Below are 17,222 nucleotides of genomic sequence, written 5' to 3'. Positions count from 1 at the left end.
GAACTGCTTTTTGAATTGTTAACAACAAAAATATGAGTCCAATTTTTAATATCCTATTTATTTAAAACATATAAAAATGACAACACTTAAAAAGAACGAATAAGAATTTTAAAATAACTATTTGAGTATTTTTCGTTTCTTACTTTTTCTAAGTGTAAATGATATAATATACCTATGGTTATTAAAAATTATTTTGCAAATTCAATTGAATCGTATATTCAAACTATTAGAGAGATTAATTCAGAGAATCCATCCCATAGACTATGGTATAGAGGGCAAAAGAATTCCGAATATGGGTTAATACCTGGAATTTGGCGTGAGGCTTATTCTGTTTTTAATTTGAGGAGAGAGAAAACCCCAATTCTTCAAACAAATTTTTACAATCCTGAAGGAGAGGTAGTTGTTATGCCATCTCAAAATGTTCTTCTTGAAAAATTTAAGAGTAAGGCAAAGACAGAAGATATTATAGGGCCGCAAAACGAAGTACAGTGGTTAGAACTAGCTCAACATTATGGTTTACCAACAAATTTATTAGATTGGTCTACAGACCCATTGGTTGCATTGTTTTTTGCTGTCTCTACAGTTGATTGTAAAAATAACAATCACACTTACTTAACTAAAAATCAAGTTATTTGTCGACAAGATGATGAAGATGAAGATGAGGATGAGATAATTCATGATCATGCTTCTGTATGGGTAATAAATCCGTTGGAAATAAACCGAATATTACTAAATGAACCTGGTTTAGAAGGAGTTTTTCAGAGTTTCAATCATAATGATATCGAGAGAATTAACCAAGAAATTTCTTTAAATTGTGGCACATTTTGTTTTGAGGGGTCTAAAATCAATCCTCGTATCACCAGACAATCAGGAAACTTCACACACTCAGGAACAAAACTCACACATCCTCTAGATTTTTTGTCAGCTACTCAATCAGAAATTATAAAAATTAATATACCTTATAATTGTATTTTCCAAATTATGAAAGACTTGAGTGCATTAGATATTACAAATCAATCTATATATTTTGGAAGTAATGAAAGAGATTTGACTGCAGGTGAAATTAAAGACGAAGTATATTTGGAGTTTATGGATTATCTGAATTCAATTATTGAGTAATTATTTTTCTTGCACCTCCTTTTGAATCTTTGCACCCCTAGAAAGGAAAACTTCAAATTGCCCTACAAATTTCTACTCTTCGANCTTGACCACACCTTGCTTGATTTTGATACTGCTGAGGATGTGGCTCTGACACAATTTCTAAAAGAAGAAGGAGTTGCGGACATTCAAGTCTATAAAGACTATTACGTTCCTATGAACAAGGCTCTCTGGAAGGACTTGGAACAAAAGAAAATCAGTAAACAAGAACTGGTTAACACGCGCTTTTCTCGTTTATTTGATCATTTTGGACTGAAGAAAGACGGTACGTTACTTGCTCAGCGATACCAATTTTATCTCGGTCAGCAGGGACAAACTCTTTCGGGCGCTCATGAACTCTTGGACAGTCTCATCGAGCGTGATTATGAGCTGTACGCTGCGACAAATGGAATCACTGCCATTCAGACGGGTCGTTTGGCTCAATCAGGTCTGGCTCCCTATTTCAACCAAGTCTTTATTTCCGAGCAGTTGCAAACTCAAAAGCCTGACGCACTATTCTATGAAAAAATTGGTCAGCAGATTACTGGCTTTGATAAAGAAAAGACCCTGATGATTGGAGATTCCCTAACAGCTGATATTCAAGGTGGCAATAATGCTGAGATTGATACTGTCTGGTACAATCCCTGTCATCTGGAAAACAAGACGCAAGCTCAGCCGACTTACGAAGTCCATTCCTACCAAGACTTACTAGATTGTTTGGATGCTATGTAGTACTTTTCCTAAGAGGTGATGATATGGAAACTAAAGTCATTGAAGAGATTGACAACTTACTAAACCTCATCGAGCAGTATCAGTTAAAAGGTGTGGTTGCTCAAGTAAATTCGTTAAAAGAGTTAAAGTATATCATAAGCAATCATATAGAGTTAAGTACTCGAGAGAAGATGAATATCCACTATTCACTCTTTCTCCCTAGGGGTGGTTTATCTGAACTCTACTATATGGACGCTAATTTTGAACGGATGAAGTCTGTAAATAATCAACTTTCCTATGCTATTGAAACAATCGAAAAGTTTTTAATGGCTGATTGATACTGTGAATACTAATGTCAAATAATAGGATCAATAACAGTATATATAAGAACTGTAAAAAGTGGTTTCAATAGCCACTTTTTGCTATAATAGAGGCAGTAAAAATGAAGGAGCAGGCTTTATGCAACACTCATCTTGGCATGCTTTGATTAAGGAGCAATTACCTGAGGGTTATTTCGGGAAAATCAATCAGTTTATGGATCAGGTCTATGCTCAGGGAACTGTTTATCCACCTAAGGAAAAGATTTTTCAGGCTCTATTGACTACACCGCTTGAAGAAGTTAAGGTGGTGATTTTAGGGCAAGACCCCTATCACGGGCCAGATCAGGCTCAGGGCTTGAGTTTTTCTGTTCCTGACTCTATCCCAGCTCCGCCATCCTTGCAAAATATCTTGAAAGAATTGTCAGATGACATCGGCGTTAAGAAATCCCATGATTTAACTGCTTGGGCTGAACAAGGAGTCTTACTTCTCAATGCTTGTTTGACCGTTCCTGCTGGGCAGGCCAATGGTCATGCTGGGCTAATATGGGAGCCTTTTACAGATGCTGTGATTCGGGTTGTCAATAATCTAGATAGGTCAGTGATTTTTATACTCTGGGGTGCTTATGCACGTAAGAAGAAGGTCTTGGTTACCAATCCACACCACTTGATTATCGAATCAGCCCATCCTAGTCCTTTATCTGTTTTCAGAGGATTTTGGGGTTCCAAGCCTTTTTCCAAGGCTAATGCATTTTTAAAAGAGACAGGACAAGTGCCAATCGATTGGCTTAGATAAGGAGAAAATATGCCTCAGTTAGCGACGATTTGCTACATTGATAACGGAAAAGAACTGCTCATGCTGCATCGCAATAAGAAGCCAAATGATGTCCATGAAGGCAAATGGATTGGTGTGGGTGGTAAGTTAGAGCGAGGGGAGACACCTCAAGAATGCGCTGCGCGTGAAATCCTCGAAGAGACAGGCCTGAAAGCCAAGCCAGTTCTAAAAGGCATTATCACTTTCCCTGAATTTACGCCAGATTTAGACTGGTACACCTATGTTTTTAAGGTGACAGAGTTTGAAGGTGAGTTGATTGACTGCAATGAGGGGACGCTAGAATGGGTTCCCTATGATGAAGTTTTGAGCAAGCCAACTTGGGAGGGTGACCACACCTTTGTTGAGTGGCTTTTAGAGGACAAACCCTTCTTTTCAGCTAAGTTTGTTTATGATGGGGATAAATTGTTGGATACTCAAGTTGATTTCTATGAATAAAGGAGAAAGCAGATGTTACTAATCAAAAATGGTCGTGTAATGGATCCCAAGTCTGGTTTGGATCAAGTGTGTGATGTTTTGGTCCAAGATGGGAAAATTGTCAAAATTGCCCCTGAAATTAAGGAAGAAGGAGCAGAACTGATTGATGCTACGGGTCTCGTGGTTGCGCCTGGACTAGTTGATATTCATGTTCATTTCCGTGAACCTGGTCAAACTCATAAAGAAGACATTCATACTGGTGCCCTAGCGGCTGCTGCAGGTGGTTTTACAACGGTTGTCATGATGGCTAATACCAATCCAACCATCTCAGACGTAGAGACTTTGCAAGAAGTTCTCCAGTCTGCTACCAAGGAAAAGATTAACGTCAGAACGGTTGCAACTATTACCAAGAACTTTAATGGTAAAGACTTGACTGACTTTAAGGCGCTTTTAGAAGCAGGTGCCGTTGGTTTCTCAGATGATGGTATTCCACTTGAAAGCAGTAAGGTTCTCAAAGAAGCCTTGGAAACTGCTAAAAAACTTGGCACCTTTGTTTGTCTACACGAGGAAGATCCCGGCTTGAACGGTATTCTAGGCTTTAACGAAAACATCGCTAAAGACCACTTCAAGATCTGTGGTGCGACAGGGGTAGCAGAATACGCTATGATTGCGCGTGATGTCATGATTGCCTATGCAACTAAGGCCCATGTTCACATCCAGCATTTATCTAAGGAAGAAAGTGTCAAAGTAGTAGAGTTTGCTCAAGGTTTGGGGGCCCAAGTCACAGCAGAAGTGGCACCACAACATTTTTCTAAGACAGAAACTCTTCTTTTAACTCAAGGTAGCAATGCCAAAATGAACCCTCCGCTTCGTTTGGAATCAGACCGTCGTGCCGTTATCGAAGGTCTCAAGTCAGGTGTTATCACAGTTATCGCGACAGACCACGCGCCTCACCATGCAGATGAGAAAAATGTAGAAGATATCACCAAAGTGCCATCTGGTATGACTGGTTTGGAAACCTCTCTTTCTCTTGGTTTGACTTATTTGGTGGAAGCTGGTGAACTAAGCTTGATGGAATTACTAGAAAAAATGACTGTCAATCCAGCCCAACTTTACAACTTTGAAGCAGGCTACTTGGCTGAAAATGGTCCAGCGGACATCACTATCTTTGATGACAAGGCTGATCGTACTGTTGGTCCAAACTTCGCTTCAAAATCAGCCAATTCTCCATTTATCGGGGAAACTTTAAAAGGGCAGGTCAAATATACTATCTGTAAGGGACAAATCGTCTATCAAAACTAGATGGGACTCTGCTCTATAAACTATAAGAATAGAGAGCGTATATGTACCCAACCCATCAATTTAAAGACAAGTTTGTTTTATTTCTTAAGATATTTTTCCCTATCCTGATCTATCAATTTGCCAATTATTCTGCCTCTTTTGTCGATACAACAATGACTGGGCAGTACAATACCATGGACTTGGCTGGTGTGTCTATGGCAACCAGTATCTGGAATCCTTTCTTTACTTTTTTAACAGGGATTGTTTCGGCCATGGTTCCCATTATAGGCCATCATCTAGGACGGGGCAAAAAGGAAGAAGTAGCATCTGATTTTTACCAATTTATCTACTTGGCTTTCGGACTGTCTTTGGTCTTGCTTGGAATGGTAGTATTCTTAGCGCCACCTGTCTTAAACAACATCGGACTAGAAGCTCAAGTGGCGGCAGTTGCAGTTTCTTATCTTTGGTACCTGTCTATCGGGATTATTCCCTTGTTGCTTTTTAGTGTCATTCGGTCATTGTTAGATTCTCTTGGTTTGACCAAACTATCTATGTATCTCATGCTCCTATTACTTCCGCTCAATAGTGGTTTTAACTATCTTTTGATTTATGGAGCCCTTGGTTTCCCTGAGCTTGGTGGCGCAGGAGCAGGGCTAGGAACTTCGCTAGCCTATTGGGTTTTATTGGGCATTTCCCTGCTTGTTTTGTTCAAACAGGAAAGGTTAAAAGCTCTACATCTTGAAAAACCTATTCCACTCAATATAGATAAAATCAAGGAAGGCGTTCGATTAGGTCTACCAATAGGAGAAACCGTATTTGCGGAAGTGGTCATTTTTTCAGTTGTTGGTTTGATTATGGCTAAATTTTCGTCTTTGATTATTGCCAGTCACCAGTCAGCTATGAACTTTTCCAGCCTCATGTACGCTTTCCCCATGAGTATTTCCTCTGCTATGGCGATTGTTGTGTCTTACGAGGTGGGGGCTAAACGTTTTGAGGATGCAAAAATCTACGCTCGTCTGGGGAGAGTAACTGCCCTTATTTTTGCAGGTCTTACCCTGTCCTTTCTCTACATTTTTAGAGATCGTGTAGCAAGTCTATATGGAAATGACCCTCGGTTCATTGAAACAACTGCTGTATTTCTAACCTACAGTCTCTTTTTCCAGTTAGCTGATACCTTTGCGGCTCCGCTCCAGGGGATTCTAAGAGGCTATAAGGACACTATCGTTCCTTTCTATCTTGGCTTAATCGGATATTGGGGAGTAGCGATACCACTAGGATATCTACTAGATCAAGTAACTGACTTAGGGGCATTTGCCTACTGGATTGGGTTAATTGCCAGCTTGCTTGTTTCTGGTTGTTTATATCAATGGCGTTTGAAATCCATAATGAAAAGATTGAACTAATTTTTGGAAAATATCCCGAAAACTAACTTTGTGAAAAAATGATCTAACTAAAGAAAATCCCTGTTAAAACGGGGATTTATTTTTTTACCTTGTGAAATTTTATCGGTCATATACTTTGACAGTGCTTTCTAAAAACGGTAAAATAGTAAGGTAAGAAGAAAGTTAGAAAGGCAAGAAGATGTCAACTTTAGATAAAAATCTTTTGCTAGAAATGTTCCGTAAGATGGAAGAAATCCGTCGTATGGACTTAAAAATCGCTCAGTTAGTGAAAAAGGGAAAAGTCCCCGGTATGACTCACTTTTCTGTCGGGGAGGAAGCTGCTAACGTCGGAGCGATGCTGGCTCTCAATCCAGATGATCTGATTACCTCCAATCATCGTGGACACGGGCAAGCTATTGCTAAAGGGATTGACCTCAACGGAATGATGGCTGAAATCCTTGGGAAGTACACTGGAACCTGTAAAGGAAAAGGTGGTTCTATGCACATCGCCGACCTTGATGCGGGTAACCTCGGTGCCAATGGTATCGTTGGTGGTGGTATGGGAATCGCTGTTGGCGCAGCCCTCAGTCAGCAAATGCAACATACTGGTAAAATCGTCGTCTGCTTCTTTGGAGATGGTGCGACCAACGAAGGTGTTTTCCACGAAGCAGTGAACATGGCTTCTATCTGGAAGTTGCCAGTTATTTTCTACTGCATCAACAACGGTTATGGAATCTCTGCGGATATCAAGAAAATGACCAATGTGGAGCATATCCATCAACGTAGTGCGGCATATGGAATTCCTGGAATGTTTATCGAAGATGGAAACAATGTCGTCGATGTCTATGAAGGATTTAAGAAGGCTGTTGACCATGTTCGTGGTGGTAATGGCCCAGTCTTGATCGAGAGTGTAACTTATCGCTGGCTTGGTCACTCATCATCTGACCCTGGTAAATATCGTACCCGTGAAGAAGTGGAATTGTGGAAACAAAAAGACCCAATCGAAAACCTTCGCAAGTACCTCGTTGAAAATACTATTGCAAGTGCCGAAGAATTGGAAGAAATCCAAGCACAAGTCAAGGAGGCAGTAGAATCTTCAGTTAAATTTGCGGAAGAAAGTCCATTCCCGCCACTAGAATCAGCCTTTGAAGATATTTACGCAGACTAAGGAGAAAGAGATAAAATGGAAACAAAAACAATGTCGTTCCGTGACACCATTATCCTTGCTATGTCTGAGGAAATGCGTCGCGATGAAAATGTATTCTTGATGGGAGAAGATGTCGGTGTCTTCGGAGGAGACTTCGGTACTTCTGTTGGAATGCTCGAAGAATTTGGTCCAGAACGTATCCGTGACTGTCCGATTTCTGAAGCTGCCATCTCGGGAGCAGCAGCAGGAGCAGCCATGACAGGACTTCGTCCAATCGTTGATATGACCTTCATGGACTTCTCGGTTATTGCCATGGACAATATCGTCAACCAAGCTGCTAAAACACGTTATATGTTTGGTGGTAAAGGTCAGGTTCCAATGACTGTACGTTGTGCAGCTGGTAACGGAGTTGGTTCTGCGGCCCAGCACTCGCAATCTCTAGAGTCTTGGTTTACACACATCCCTGGTCTCAAGGTTGTAGCTCCAGGTACGCCTGCGGACATGAAAGGACTGCTCAAGTCTTCTATCCGTGATAACAACCCAGTTATCATTCTTGAATACAAGTCAGAATTTAACCAAAAAGGGGAAGTTCCAGTTGATCCAGACTACACAATCCCACTTGGGGTTGGGGAAATCAAACGCGAAGGTACAGATGTAACAGTCGTTACATATGGAAAAATGCTTCGCCGTGTGGTTCAAGCTGCTGAAGAATTAGCAGAAGAGGGAATTTCAGTTGAAATTGTGGACCCACGTACCCTTGTACCGCTTGATAAGGATATCATCATTAACTCAGTGAAGAAGACTGGTAAGGTTGTTCTGGTCAACGATGCCCACAAAACAAGTGGCTATATCGGAGAGATTTCAGCTATTATTTCAGAATCAGAAGCATTTGACTATCTAGATGCACCAATCCGCCGTTGCGCCGGAGAAGATGTGCCAATGCCTTACGCGCAAAACCTTGAAAATGCAATGATTCCAACAGTTGAAAGCATCAAAGATGCCATCCGTAAGACTTATAACAAAGAATAATACATAATATAAGTTATGTAAATAAAATAAAAAAGACGAGAAACTTTGTATCTTTTAGGTGCAAAACTCTTTTCGTCCTAAATATCTTAGTATAGAATTGGAGAGGTCATGGCTGATGACAAGCTAAGAGCGACTCCTGCGGCTAGAAAGTTAGCGAATGATCTAGGGATCAACCTCTACGATGTTTCTGGCTCAGGTACAAACGGTCGTGTCCACAAAGAAGACGTGGAAACTTATAAAGACACAAACGTGGTTCGCATTTCGCCACTTGCAAAACGAATTGCCCTCGAACATAACATTGCTTGGCAGGAAATCCAAGGAACGGGTCACCGTGGTAAAATCATGAAGAAGGACGTTTTGGCCTTACTTCCTGAAAATATCGAAAACGACACCATCAAGTCTCCTGCTCAGATTGAAAAAGTGGAAGAAGTTCCAGACAATATCACTCCTTATGGTGAGATTGAGCGTATTCCAATGACACCAATGCGTAAGGTTATCGCGCAACGTATGGTTGAATCTTACCTAACTGCGCCAACTTTCACACTCAACTACGATGTCGATATGTCAGAAATGTTGGCTCTTCGTAAGAAGGTTCTTGAGCCAATTATGGAAGCAACTGGTAAGAAGACTACTGTAACAGACCTTCTTTCACTCGCTGTTGTAAAAACATTGATGAAACACCCTTACATCAACGCTTCATTGACAGAAGACGGCAAGACCATTATCACTCACAACTATGTCAACCTTGCGATGGCGGTTGGGATGGATAACGGATTGATGACACCAGTTGTCTATAATGCTGAAAAAATGAGCTTGTCAGAGTTGGTTGTAGCCTTTAAGGATGTAATTGGTCGTACCTTGGATGGTAAATTGGCTCCAAGCGAACTGCAAAATTCCACCTTCACAATTAGTAACTTGGGAATGTTTGGTGTTCAGTCCTTTGGTCCGATTATTAACCAACCCAACTCAGCAATCCTCGGGGTGAGCTCAACAGTAGAGAAACCTGTAGTTGTCAATGGTGAGATTGTTATTCGTCCTATCATGAGCCTAGGATTAACCATTGACCACCGTGTCGTAGATGGTATGGCTGGTGCTAAGTTTATGAAAGACTTGAAAGCCTTAATTGAGAACCCAATCTCAATGTTGGTTTAAGTTAGCTATTGTTATTTTAGAGTTTTAGATAAAGGAAGTAAGACATGGCCTTAGAAGTAATTATGCCAAAAGCCGGCGTGGATATGACAGAAGGACAAATCGTCCAATGGAATAAAAAAGTCGGAGAATTTGTAAAAGAAGGAGAAATCCTTTTGGAAATCATGACTGATAAAGTCAGCATGGAATTGGAAGCCGAAGAAGATGGATACTTGATTGCCATCCTCAAAGGAGATGGTGAAACAGTTCCAGTAACTGAAGTTATCGGTTACCTTGGAGAAGAAGGGGAAAACATTCCAACAGCTGGAGCAGCTGCGTCAGAATCAAAACCTGCACCTGCAGCTAGTGCCTCAAACGACGACGGCAAGAACGATGATGCCTTTGATATTGTTGTGATTGGTGGAGGTCCTGCTGGATATGTAGCAGCCATTAAAGCTGCCCAACTCGGTGGTAAGGTTGCCCTTGTTGAAAAATCAGAACTCGGTGGAACGTGCTTGAACCGTGGCTGTATCCCAACCAAGACCTACCTTCACAACGCTGAAATCATCGAAAACATCGGTCATGCAGCAAACCGTGGTATCGTCATCGAAAATCCAAACTTCACTGTAGATATGGACAAACTTTTAGAAACTAAATCTAAAGTTGTCAATACCTTGGTAGGTGGTGTTGCTGGTCTCCTTCGTAGCTACGGTGTTACTGTTCATAAGGGAATTGGTACAATCACTAAAGATAAGAATGTTTTGGTCAATGGTTCTGAATTGCTTGAAACTAAGAAAATCATCCTTGCTGGTGGTTCAAAAGTCAGCAAGATCAATGTCCCTGGTATGGAGTCATCACTTGTGATGACCAGTGACGACATTCTTGAAATGAACGAAGTACCAGAAAGCCTTGTGATCATAGGTGGTGGCGTTGTCGGTATTGAACTCGGTCAGGCCTTCATGACATTTGGTTCAAAAGTGACTGTTATCGAAATGATGGACCGTATCGTTCCAGCTATGGATGCGGAAGTTTCTAAAAATCTTCGCTTGATTTTGGAACGTAAAGGCATGACTATCTTGACAGGTACAAAATTGCAAGAAATCATCGAGGAAAATGGACAACTTCGTATCAAGGTTGAAGGAAAAGATGATATCATCGCAAGCAAAGCCCTTCTTTCAATCGGTCGTGTGCCAGACCTTGAAGGTATTGGCGATGTTGAGTTTGAATTGGATCGTGGACGCATCAAGGTCAATGAATACATGGAAACTTCTGTTCCAGGTATTTACGCACCAGGTGACATCAACGGTACTAAAATGTTGGCGCACGCGGCCTTCCGCATGGGTGAAGTTGCCGCTGAAAATGCCCTCAAAGGAAATCATGCTGTTGCCAAATTGAACTTGACTCCAGCAGCTATCTACACTCTTCCTGAAGTTGCTGCAGTAGGTCTAACAGAAGAACAAGCTCGTGAGAAATACGATGTAGCCATCGGTAAATTCAACTTTGCTGCCAACGGACGTGCTATTGCATCGGATGCTGCTCAAGGTTTCGTTAAAGTCATCGCTGATAAGAAATACGGAGAAATCCTTGGTGTTCACATCATCGGTCCTGCAGCTGCAGAATTGATCAACGAGGCATCAAGCATCATCGAAATGGAAATCACTGTTGAAGAAATGCTTAAGACCATCCATGGACATCCAACCTACTCTGAAGTGATGTACGAAGCATTTGCGGATGTTCTAGGAATGGCTATCCATTCACCTAAGAAAAATAAATAAGATTTTCAACTAAATTTTCTTAAAGTAGTACGGACGGCAGCGACCTCTATTAGAGTTCCATGCCTAAAAATTGATTCTCTTGTCTCAATTTTTCCGAGAAATGTAACGATAACACGTTACATTTCTTTTTACCACTTTAGAAAATTTGATTGCTATGAACAGAATTTAAAAACTAAATTTTTGGAAATACTATGAAATATATTATCAATCATTCAAATGACACTGCATTTAATATCGCCTTGGAAGAATACGCCTTTAAACACCTTTTGGATGAGGATCAAATCTTCCTACTTTGGATTAACAAACCATCTATCATTGTTGGACGTCACCAAAACACTATCGAAGAAATCAATCGTGATTATGTTCGAGAAAATGGTATTGAGGTAGTCCGCCGTATCAGTGGTGGTGGAGCTGTTTATCACGATCTGAACAACCTCAACTACACGATTATCTCAAAAGAAGATGAAAACAAGGCCTTTGACTTCAAGAGCTTCTCAACTCCAGTTATCAATACCTTGGCTCAACTAGGTGTTAAGGCTGAATTCACAGGCCGTAATGACCTTGAGATTGACGGTAAGAAATTCTGTGGAAATGCCCAAGCCTATATCAATGGACGTATCATGCACCACGGTTGCTTGCTCTTTGACGTTGATCTGTCAGTCCTTGCTAACGTACTCAAGGTTTCAAGGGACAAATTTGAGTCAAAAGGTGTGAAATCCGTCCGTGCTCGTGTGACCAATATTGTCAATGAATTACCAGAAAAAATCACAGTTGAAGAATTCCGTGATTTGCTACTGGAATACATGAAAAAAGAGTACCCAGAGATGACAGAATACGTTTTTTCTGAGCAAGAATTGGCTGAAATCAATCGCATCAAGGATACCAAGTTTGGTACATGGGACTGGAACTATGGTAAATCACCTGAGTTTAACGTCCGTCGTGGAACAAAATTCACTAGTGGCAAGGTTGAAGTTTTTGCTAACGTCATTGAATCAAAAATCCAAGATATCAAGATTTACGGAGACTTCTTTGGTATTGAAGACGTTGCAGCTGTAGAAGATGTCCTTCGTGGTGTTAAATACGAACGCGAAGACGTCCTCAAGGCACTAGAAACGATTGATATCACACGCTATTTTGCTGGTATCAGCCGTGAAGAAATCGCTGAAGCAGTAGTGGGGTAAGGAAAAAGAATTCATTTATGATGGATTCTTTTATTAGGGGTAAACTTAATAATCATGCTGATTAGATTATAAAAGTGATGAAAAATGAAAAGGAGTTATTCATTATGTTAGAAATTCCAGTAGAAAAACTTGATCTATTTGAACAGTTAGACCGTAATGTTGTTGCTTTTTATAGAAATACGGAAATTTCTCAAACTGAAAGTTTAAATATAAGCATCACACAAGAACATTATGATAAGAAATACAAAGAGCTTCAACCTTTAGGATACCAAGCTGTTCAAATACCTCTGGGAATGGCTTTAGATAATGTAATCCAGCAAGCCCATTTTCAAAATCTTATAATTGGCGGTCTTCTCCCCGATGAAATCAAAGTAAACAAAGGGGACTTAATGTCTTTGAAGGATATTGTTGATAGTTTTTGTATTATGTTTGCTGCAGCAAATAAGCGACTTGAAAATAGTAAGGCTTATGAATTTATGAAAGATAAGACAGTGTTCTTTATTGGTAAACTGTTAACTGACGATCTTAAAAATGGTGACGAAATTTCGTATATGGGAATCGAAAGAGAATCAGCTGATGGTACTTCTTATGAAGCAGTAAAATGTTTTCTAACTAAAGAGAGTGCTGAGCAGTACAATGATTCAAAAAAACCAGTAAGCCCAGCAAATCTAGCCTATCTGCAAGCCTTTTGGGGTAAACCAGTAATTATAGAGCCTCACCGTAACTACTGGATTGAGTTTAAATAAATAAAAAACGAAAGATAAAGGAGTTGGTCTTTCGTTTTTTAGCGATAGTTGATTTGCATAATTTATAATATGTAACAATCATAAACTATCTAAAGCATTCTTTTGTTCATCATCGACGATATGGGTATAGAGGTCAGTGACTTGTGTACTGGCGTGTCCTAGCTGATGGCTGACCAAAACTTGCGATTTAGTAGCATCATAGAGCCTAGTTGCCAGAGTATGGCGTAGTTTGTGGGGAGTTACACGGACTTTGAAGTCCTCAGAGTACTTAGCAACCATTTTTTCAACACTGGAAGCATCAATACGATTGGGAACACCTCGATAGAGTGTCAAAAAGAGAGCTGTATCCGTCTTTTCCGTCTTATAACGTTGATTTCGAATGGCTAGATAATTCTCTAGGTAAGGCTTAGCAAAAGCAGCGACATTGACAGAATCACGTTTTCCCCCCTTACGTGTGACATCAATAACCATCATATTGAGATTAAGATCTCTTAGATCTAGATTAACAGCTTCGGATAAGCGGACACCAGATGCTAGGAGAAGGGCAATAATAGCTAAATCACGTTCTTTATTTTTATTAAAGGAGGATAAGGCACGATTTGAGAGCTGTTGTGGGTACTCTTGGTCGATATAAGTCAGAAAACCTTCTGTTTCATCACCTAGAAAGAGCTTTTGCTTGATGTTTTCAGCTCTGGCAGCAAGTGTTTCTTTCTTTTTCTTGGTTGAAACTTTCTTCATTACATTACGATAGAAATAAGGCTCCCCTTGGTCGTTTTCAACTTCCTCGGTCAGATACTTGTAAAGACTAGAAAGTGCTGATAAGGTCCGATTGATGGTCGTCTGAGAGACACCTTGTTTGGTTGTATTGGCATTCAGCAATGGACGTTCACGTAGATAAAGGATAAAGGATTCCATGTCTTTTTTAGACATATTTTCCAAGACCGATAAAGGAATGTCAGATATTTTATCAGCATTTGAAATTCCAGATTCTAAAACCCAGCTGAAAAATCGATCGTATTCCTTTAAGTATTCGTACAAGGTCGTAAAACTGTAGGGAACAGCAAGCTTTGATTGGTAGTATTCCAGAACATACCAGGGCATAATTTGTTTTAGTTTGTCGATTCGTTCCAGTAAAATCTCACGTTTCATGTATTTTCTCCATAATTAAGTCTACTAGTAGTATAGCATAGGCTCATATATTTTTCAAGAAAATTATAGTTTTTCGGAAAGATGTAACAAGAAACTTAAAACAGAAATCTAACTTTACGCTAGTTATCCTGAACCCTTTATTAAATTTCATCATACTTGAGCAACATATTCGGAATCTTTTCTTCAAGACTCTTGCGTACTTTACCTTGAATTGCAGTGTCCATTTGGCTGTTTATGCTTGTAATGGTTGATTTGGTTTCTGTAGCAATTTTCTTAGCTGCCTTATTAAAGTTTTCTTTTAATTTATTTTTTGCTGTTATGGCTAACTTTGCTTCCGCAATGATTCTGTTTCGTTCCATCATTCGATACATTTGTTTCAGTGCATATTGGTATTCTTCGTCTGTGTAGTATTCATTCATTGGTGCTTGCATAATCTCTCCTTAGTTTGTGGAATTCTTCGTCTAATTCATTTCTTTTTTTGCGAAATTCCTTATCGCATTTTTCTCTCTCATCTTCGAGTTGAATTCTATGTTCTCGGTATACTTGATCTGAAAAGTGTCTCAGATTTTCTATTTCTGTAAAGTAGTCTCTAATATCATCAGCAGTTGAATCAAATTTTCTCAAGATTTGATACATTTTATCAACTTCTTCGGACATTAGTTTTTCTAAGTTTGCATTTCGTTCGTCTAGATCAAGGGCTTTGTTATCGAGTTTCTTCTTTTCTTGATAATATCGTTCTTCTAGAGTATACAGTTCTCTCTCTTTCTCTCTTATTTCCTCCCATTTTACATCTTTTCTTTCCATTGTCGAAACTCCTTGGCTAATTGCTTGTCTGTCGCTACTGTTTTTTCGATGACTTCCTGTAATTGTTTATCCATATTTTCAAATGCTTGGGCGGAAGCATTCATCTTAGTGGTTGTTTGATTTGTCTCTGTCTGAAACGTATCGATAAACTGTGCTTGAGTGATACCTTGGCTAGCAAAAAGGGCCTCAACCTCATAGGGAGCTAATGCTGTATGCTGTGTAGCTCGTAAAGTCGATTTTTGACCAAATTTCTTGTAATTCCTGATTGGCTTTTTGGGCTAAGGCGCTCACTTCATCAGCTCCCGTTCTTGCTGCTGTAGCCATTGATGATGATAGGATAGAACCCTGAGCTGCATCTAAGTATATTTCCTCAGAGCTACTAATGCCACCTGATGACCATTTTGATTTCAAGTCCTTGTAATGAGCCATTCCTCGGAGACTGTTGGCATACGCTCGATAAACACCGCTAATTAAAGGTTTTCCTCCTTTACCATCAACAACTTGACCTGTTACAGGATCAAACTCCCAGTCCTCAATTTTATGGCTAGATCCATCAAGCCAGTATATTGTATCAGGCATTTTTAAGAAGGACTTATTAAACCATTCAGGGTGATTGAAATCATTGATAACCACAACATTATCAGACTTTTTACGATAATCTATAAACATAGCTGGATTTTTATCAATAAATGCTTTTTCCTCGTTAGAAAGTGATAGATAAGTGAACCAGGCGTTATAAGTTGTAGTTGGAATATGATATTTAGCTCCTACCTTTAGCATATAAGACCCTTGTGAATAACCAGATAGTTGACTGACTTCATATCTAGGATCGTCCATAATTTCTTTTACAAATCGGTCTGCTACAAAATATTGAGGTGATAAGGATATTTCTCTTTCAATAATGGCAGTGGAAACATCAATCTTAGTAGGACTCTCTGGATCAGTTCCTGCAGCAATCACAGCTATACTTTTATAATCCGGTTGACCGTTTACTATAGGAGCTACCGCCAAACCATCAAAACCTGTTCCTTTGTGAGACTTAGTTGCAACGACGCGGAATTCTTGACCATCTGAGGTGGTTATTGTATTGGTTTCTTCAAAATCAGATGAAGAAGGATTCGGATTAGGAGCTTCTGTAACCAAAGGTTTATTATTTCTCTCAGCGTATTCAGAATTGACACTGTATACATTCTTCCCGTGGTTTAATTCATTAAGTTGTTTATCAGTATAATTAAATACCATTACTGCTCCCCTCTTTCTTTGTTAGAGTATGTAACCGTAACTGTATTAGTTGTTATTCCTTTTCTTAGGTTAAGAAAATCTCGCTGTCCATAAGTCATACGACCATTATAATTTTCTTTATCATCTAAGTCATGTGGAATTCCATAGAATATTTTTTCTCCATCTTCAAACAAAATATCAACCTTACAAGACCAGTCGCCAGGAGGGTTCGTATATGTTGGATTGGTAATTTCGATTTCTTCTATCCCTTGATAAGAATTCTTCAAGGCATTTACCAAACTAACTTCATATTCTCTATTTCGACGCTCTTCTTGGGATTTCCCTAACATGCTAAACATAAAAACACCTCCTGCTGTAATGAATGCAACTAACAAAACGATTAGTAGCCTTTTATGACTTTTTTTAATTCCAGAATTGTTCATTTGAGTTTTTCTCCTTTTTCTTACTATACTATAAGATTTGTCTATATTACACTATAATAAGAAAAAGTTGTTTCACATCTTTTCTTTCCATTGTCTGAACTCCTTGGCTAATTGCTTATCTGTTGCCACTGTTTTTTCGATGACTTCCTGTAATTGTTTATCTAACTGTTCAAATGCTTGGGCGGAAGCATTCATCTTAGTGGTTGTTTGATTTGTCTCTGTCTGAAACGTATCGATAAACTGTGCTTGAGTGATACCTTGGCTAGCAAAAAGGGCCTCAACCTCATAGGGAGCTAATGCTGTGTAGCTCGTAAAGTCGATTTTTGACCAAATTTCTTGTAATTCCTGATTGGCTTTTTTGGCTAAGGCGCTGACTTCATCAGATCCCGTTCTTGCTGCTGTAGCCATAGATGATGATAGGATAGAACCTTGAGCTGCATCTAAGTATATTTCCTCAGAGCTACTAATGCCACCTGATGACCATTTTGACTTCAAGTCCTTGTAATGAGCCATTCCTCGGAG

18 protein-coding genes and 1 pseudogene are annotated in these 17,222 nt (G+C 39.6%); 13 read left to right on the top strand and 6 right to left on the bottom strand.

The genetic code is table 11. The features are described from left to right. Window positions 1–174 precede the first annotated feature (174 nt). The 13 genes from D8847_RS09715 to D8847_RS09655 all read left to right on the top strand — a co-directional run bounded on the left by D8847_RS09715 (window position 175) and on the right by D8847_RS09655 (window position 13,083). The gene (locus D8847_RS09715; RefSeq protein ID WP_125841420.1) at window positions 175–1,119 is read left to right on the top strand and encodes an FRG domain-containing protein; all 945 of its coding nucleotides are present in this window, start codon (window positions 175–177) and stop codon (window positions 1,117–1,119) included. Between the two features lie 57 nt (window positions 1,120–1,176). Next, window positions 1,177–1,869, top strand: a complete 693-nt coding sequence (locus D8847_RS09710; RefSeq protein ID WP_125841419.1) for a YjjG family noncanonical pyrimidine nucleotidase — start codon at window positions 1,177–1,179, stop codon at window positions 1,867–1,869. Between the two features lie 23 nt (window positions 1,870–1,892). After that, window positions 1,893–2,186 carry a hypothetical protein gene (locus D8847_RS09705; RefSeq protein WP_125841418.1) on the top strand — a complete coding sequence of 98 codons (294 nt, stop codon included), beginning with the start codon at window positions 1,893–1,895 and terminating at the stop codon, window positions 2,184–2,186. Between the two features lie 121 nt (window positions 2,187–2,307). Next, a complete protein-coding gene (locus tag D8847_RS09700; RefSeq protein ID WP_125841417.1) occupies window positions 2,308–2,961 on the top strand; it encodes a uracil-DNA glycosylase in 654 nt (217 codons plus the stop codon). Between the two features lie 9 nt (window positions 2,962–2,970). After that, complete coding sequence (locus D8847_RS09695; protein WP_001135763.1) at window positions 2,971–3,435, top strand: NUDIX hydrolase; 465 nt, start codon at window positions 2,971–2,973, stop codon at window positions 3,433–3,435. 12 nt (window positions 3,436–3,447) lie between these two features. After that, window positions 3,448–4,716 carry a dihydroorotase gene (locus D8847_RS09690; protein ID WP_125841416.1) on the top strand — a complete coding sequence of 423 codons (1,269 nt, stop codon included), beginning with the start codon at window positions 3,448–3,450 and terminating at the stop codon, window positions 4,714–4,716. Between the two features lie 41 nt (window positions 4,717–4,757). After that, window positions 4,758–6,098 carry an MATE family efflux transporter gene (locus D8847_RS09685; RefSeq protein WP_125841415.1) on the top strand — a complete coding sequence of 447 codons (1,341 nt, stop codon included), beginning with the start codon at window positions 4,758–4,760 and terminating at the stop codon, window positions 6,096–6,098. Between the two features lie 178 nt (window positions 6,099–6,276). After that, window positions 6,277–7,245, top strand: coding sequence for a thiamine pyrophosphate-dependent dehydrogenase E1 component subunit alpha (locus tag D8847_RS09680; protein WP_125841414.1), 969 nt, complete (start codon window positions 6,277–6,279; stop codon window positions 7,243–7,245). Window positions 7,246–7,260: 15 nt separating this feature from the next. Further along, the gene (locus tag D8847_RS09675) at window positions 7,261–8,253 is read left to right on the top strand and encodes an alpha-ketoacid dehydrogenase subunit beta (RefSeq protein WP_033681771.1); all 993 of its coding nucleotides are present in this window, start codon (window positions 7,261–7,263) and stop codon (window positions 8,251–8,253) included. A gap of 108 nt (window positions 8,254–8,361) precedes the next feature. Continuing rightward, entirely contained in the window at window positions 8,362–9,405 is a 1,044-nt protein-coding gene (locus tag D8847_RS09670; protein WP_125841413.1) for a dihydrolipoamide acetyltransferase, read from the top strand. A gap of 44 nt (window positions 9,406–9,449) precedes the next feature. After that, on the top strand, window positions 9,450–11,156 hold the full coding sequence (lpdA, locus tag D8847_RS09665; RefSeq protein ID WP_125841412.1) for a dihydrolipoyl dehydrogenase: 1,707 nt from the start codon (window positions 9,450–9,452) through the stop codon (window positions 11,154–11,156). Window positions 11,157–11,347: 191 nt separating this feature from the next. Further along, window positions 11,348–12,337: a lipoate--protein ligase gene (locus D8847_RS09660; protein ID WP_125841411.1), complete on the top strand. Its 990-nt coding sequence runs from the start codon at window positions 11,348–11,350 to the stop codon at window positions 12,335–12,337. A gap of 104 nt (window positions 12,338–12,441) precedes the next feature. After that, window positions 12,442–13,083 carry a hypothetical protein gene (locus D8847_RS09655; protein ID WP_125841410.1) on the top strand — a complete coding sequence of 214 codons (642 nt, stop codon included), beginning with the start codon at window positions 12,442–12,444 and terminating at the stop codon, window positions 13,081–13,083. Window positions 13,084–13,161: 78 nt separating this feature from the next. Here D8847_RS09655 and xerS read toward each other — a convergent pair whose 3' ends face one another. The 6 genes and pseudogenes from xerS to D8847_RS09625 all read right to left on the bottom strand — a co-directional run. After that, window positions 13,162–14,232, bottom strand: a complete 1,071-nt coding sequence (xerS, locus tag D8847_RS09650; protein WP_125841409.1) for a tyrosine recombinase XerS — start codon at window positions 14,230–14,232, stop codon at window positions 13,162–13,164. Window positions 14,233–14,372: 140 nt separating this feature from the next. Further along, the gene (locus tag D8847_RS09645; RefSeq protein ID WP_125841408.1) at window positions 14,373–14,663 is read right to left on the bottom strand and encodes a hypothetical protein; all 291 of its coding nucleotides are present in this window, start codon (window positions 14,661–14,663) and stop codon (window positions 14,373–14,375) included. Then, window positions 14,644–15,036 carry a hypothetical protein gene (locus D8847_RS09640; RefSeq protein ID WP_125841407.1) on the bottom strand — a complete coding sequence of 131 codons (393 nt, stop codon included), beginning with the start codon at window positions 15,034–15,036 and terminating at the stop codon, window positions 14,644–14,646. The genes D8847_RS09645 and D8847_RS09640 overlap by 20 nt, the downstream gene beginning before the upstream one ends. A gap of 192 nt (window positions 15,037–15,228) precedes the next feature. Beyond that, on the bottom strand, window positions 15,229–16,278 hold the full coding sequence (locus D8847_RS09635; RefSeq protein WP_260467782.1) for a hypothetical protein: 1,050 nt from the start codon (window positions 16,276–16,278) through the stop codon (window positions 15,229–15,231). Further along, window positions 16,278–16,700: a hypothetical protein gene (locus D8847_RS09630; protein WP_125841406.1), complete on the bottom strand. Its 423-nt coding sequence runs from the start codon at window positions 16,698–16,700 to the stop codon at window positions 16,278–16,280. The genes D8847_RS09635 and D8847_RS09630 overlap by 1 nt, the downstream gene beginning before the upstream one ends. A 72-nt stretch (window positions 16,701–16,772) precedes the next feature. Then, a pseudogene (locus D8847_RS09625) lies at window positions 16,773–17,222 on the bottom strand (hypothetical protein); the annotation flags it as partial.

The organism is Streptococcus mitis (assembly GCF_003942795.1).
GTDB lineage: Bacteria > Bacillota > Bacilli > Lactobacillales > Streptococcaceae > Streptococcus > Streptococcus mitis_BJ.
This window is presented reverse-complemented; position numbering and strand designations above follow the sequence as displayed.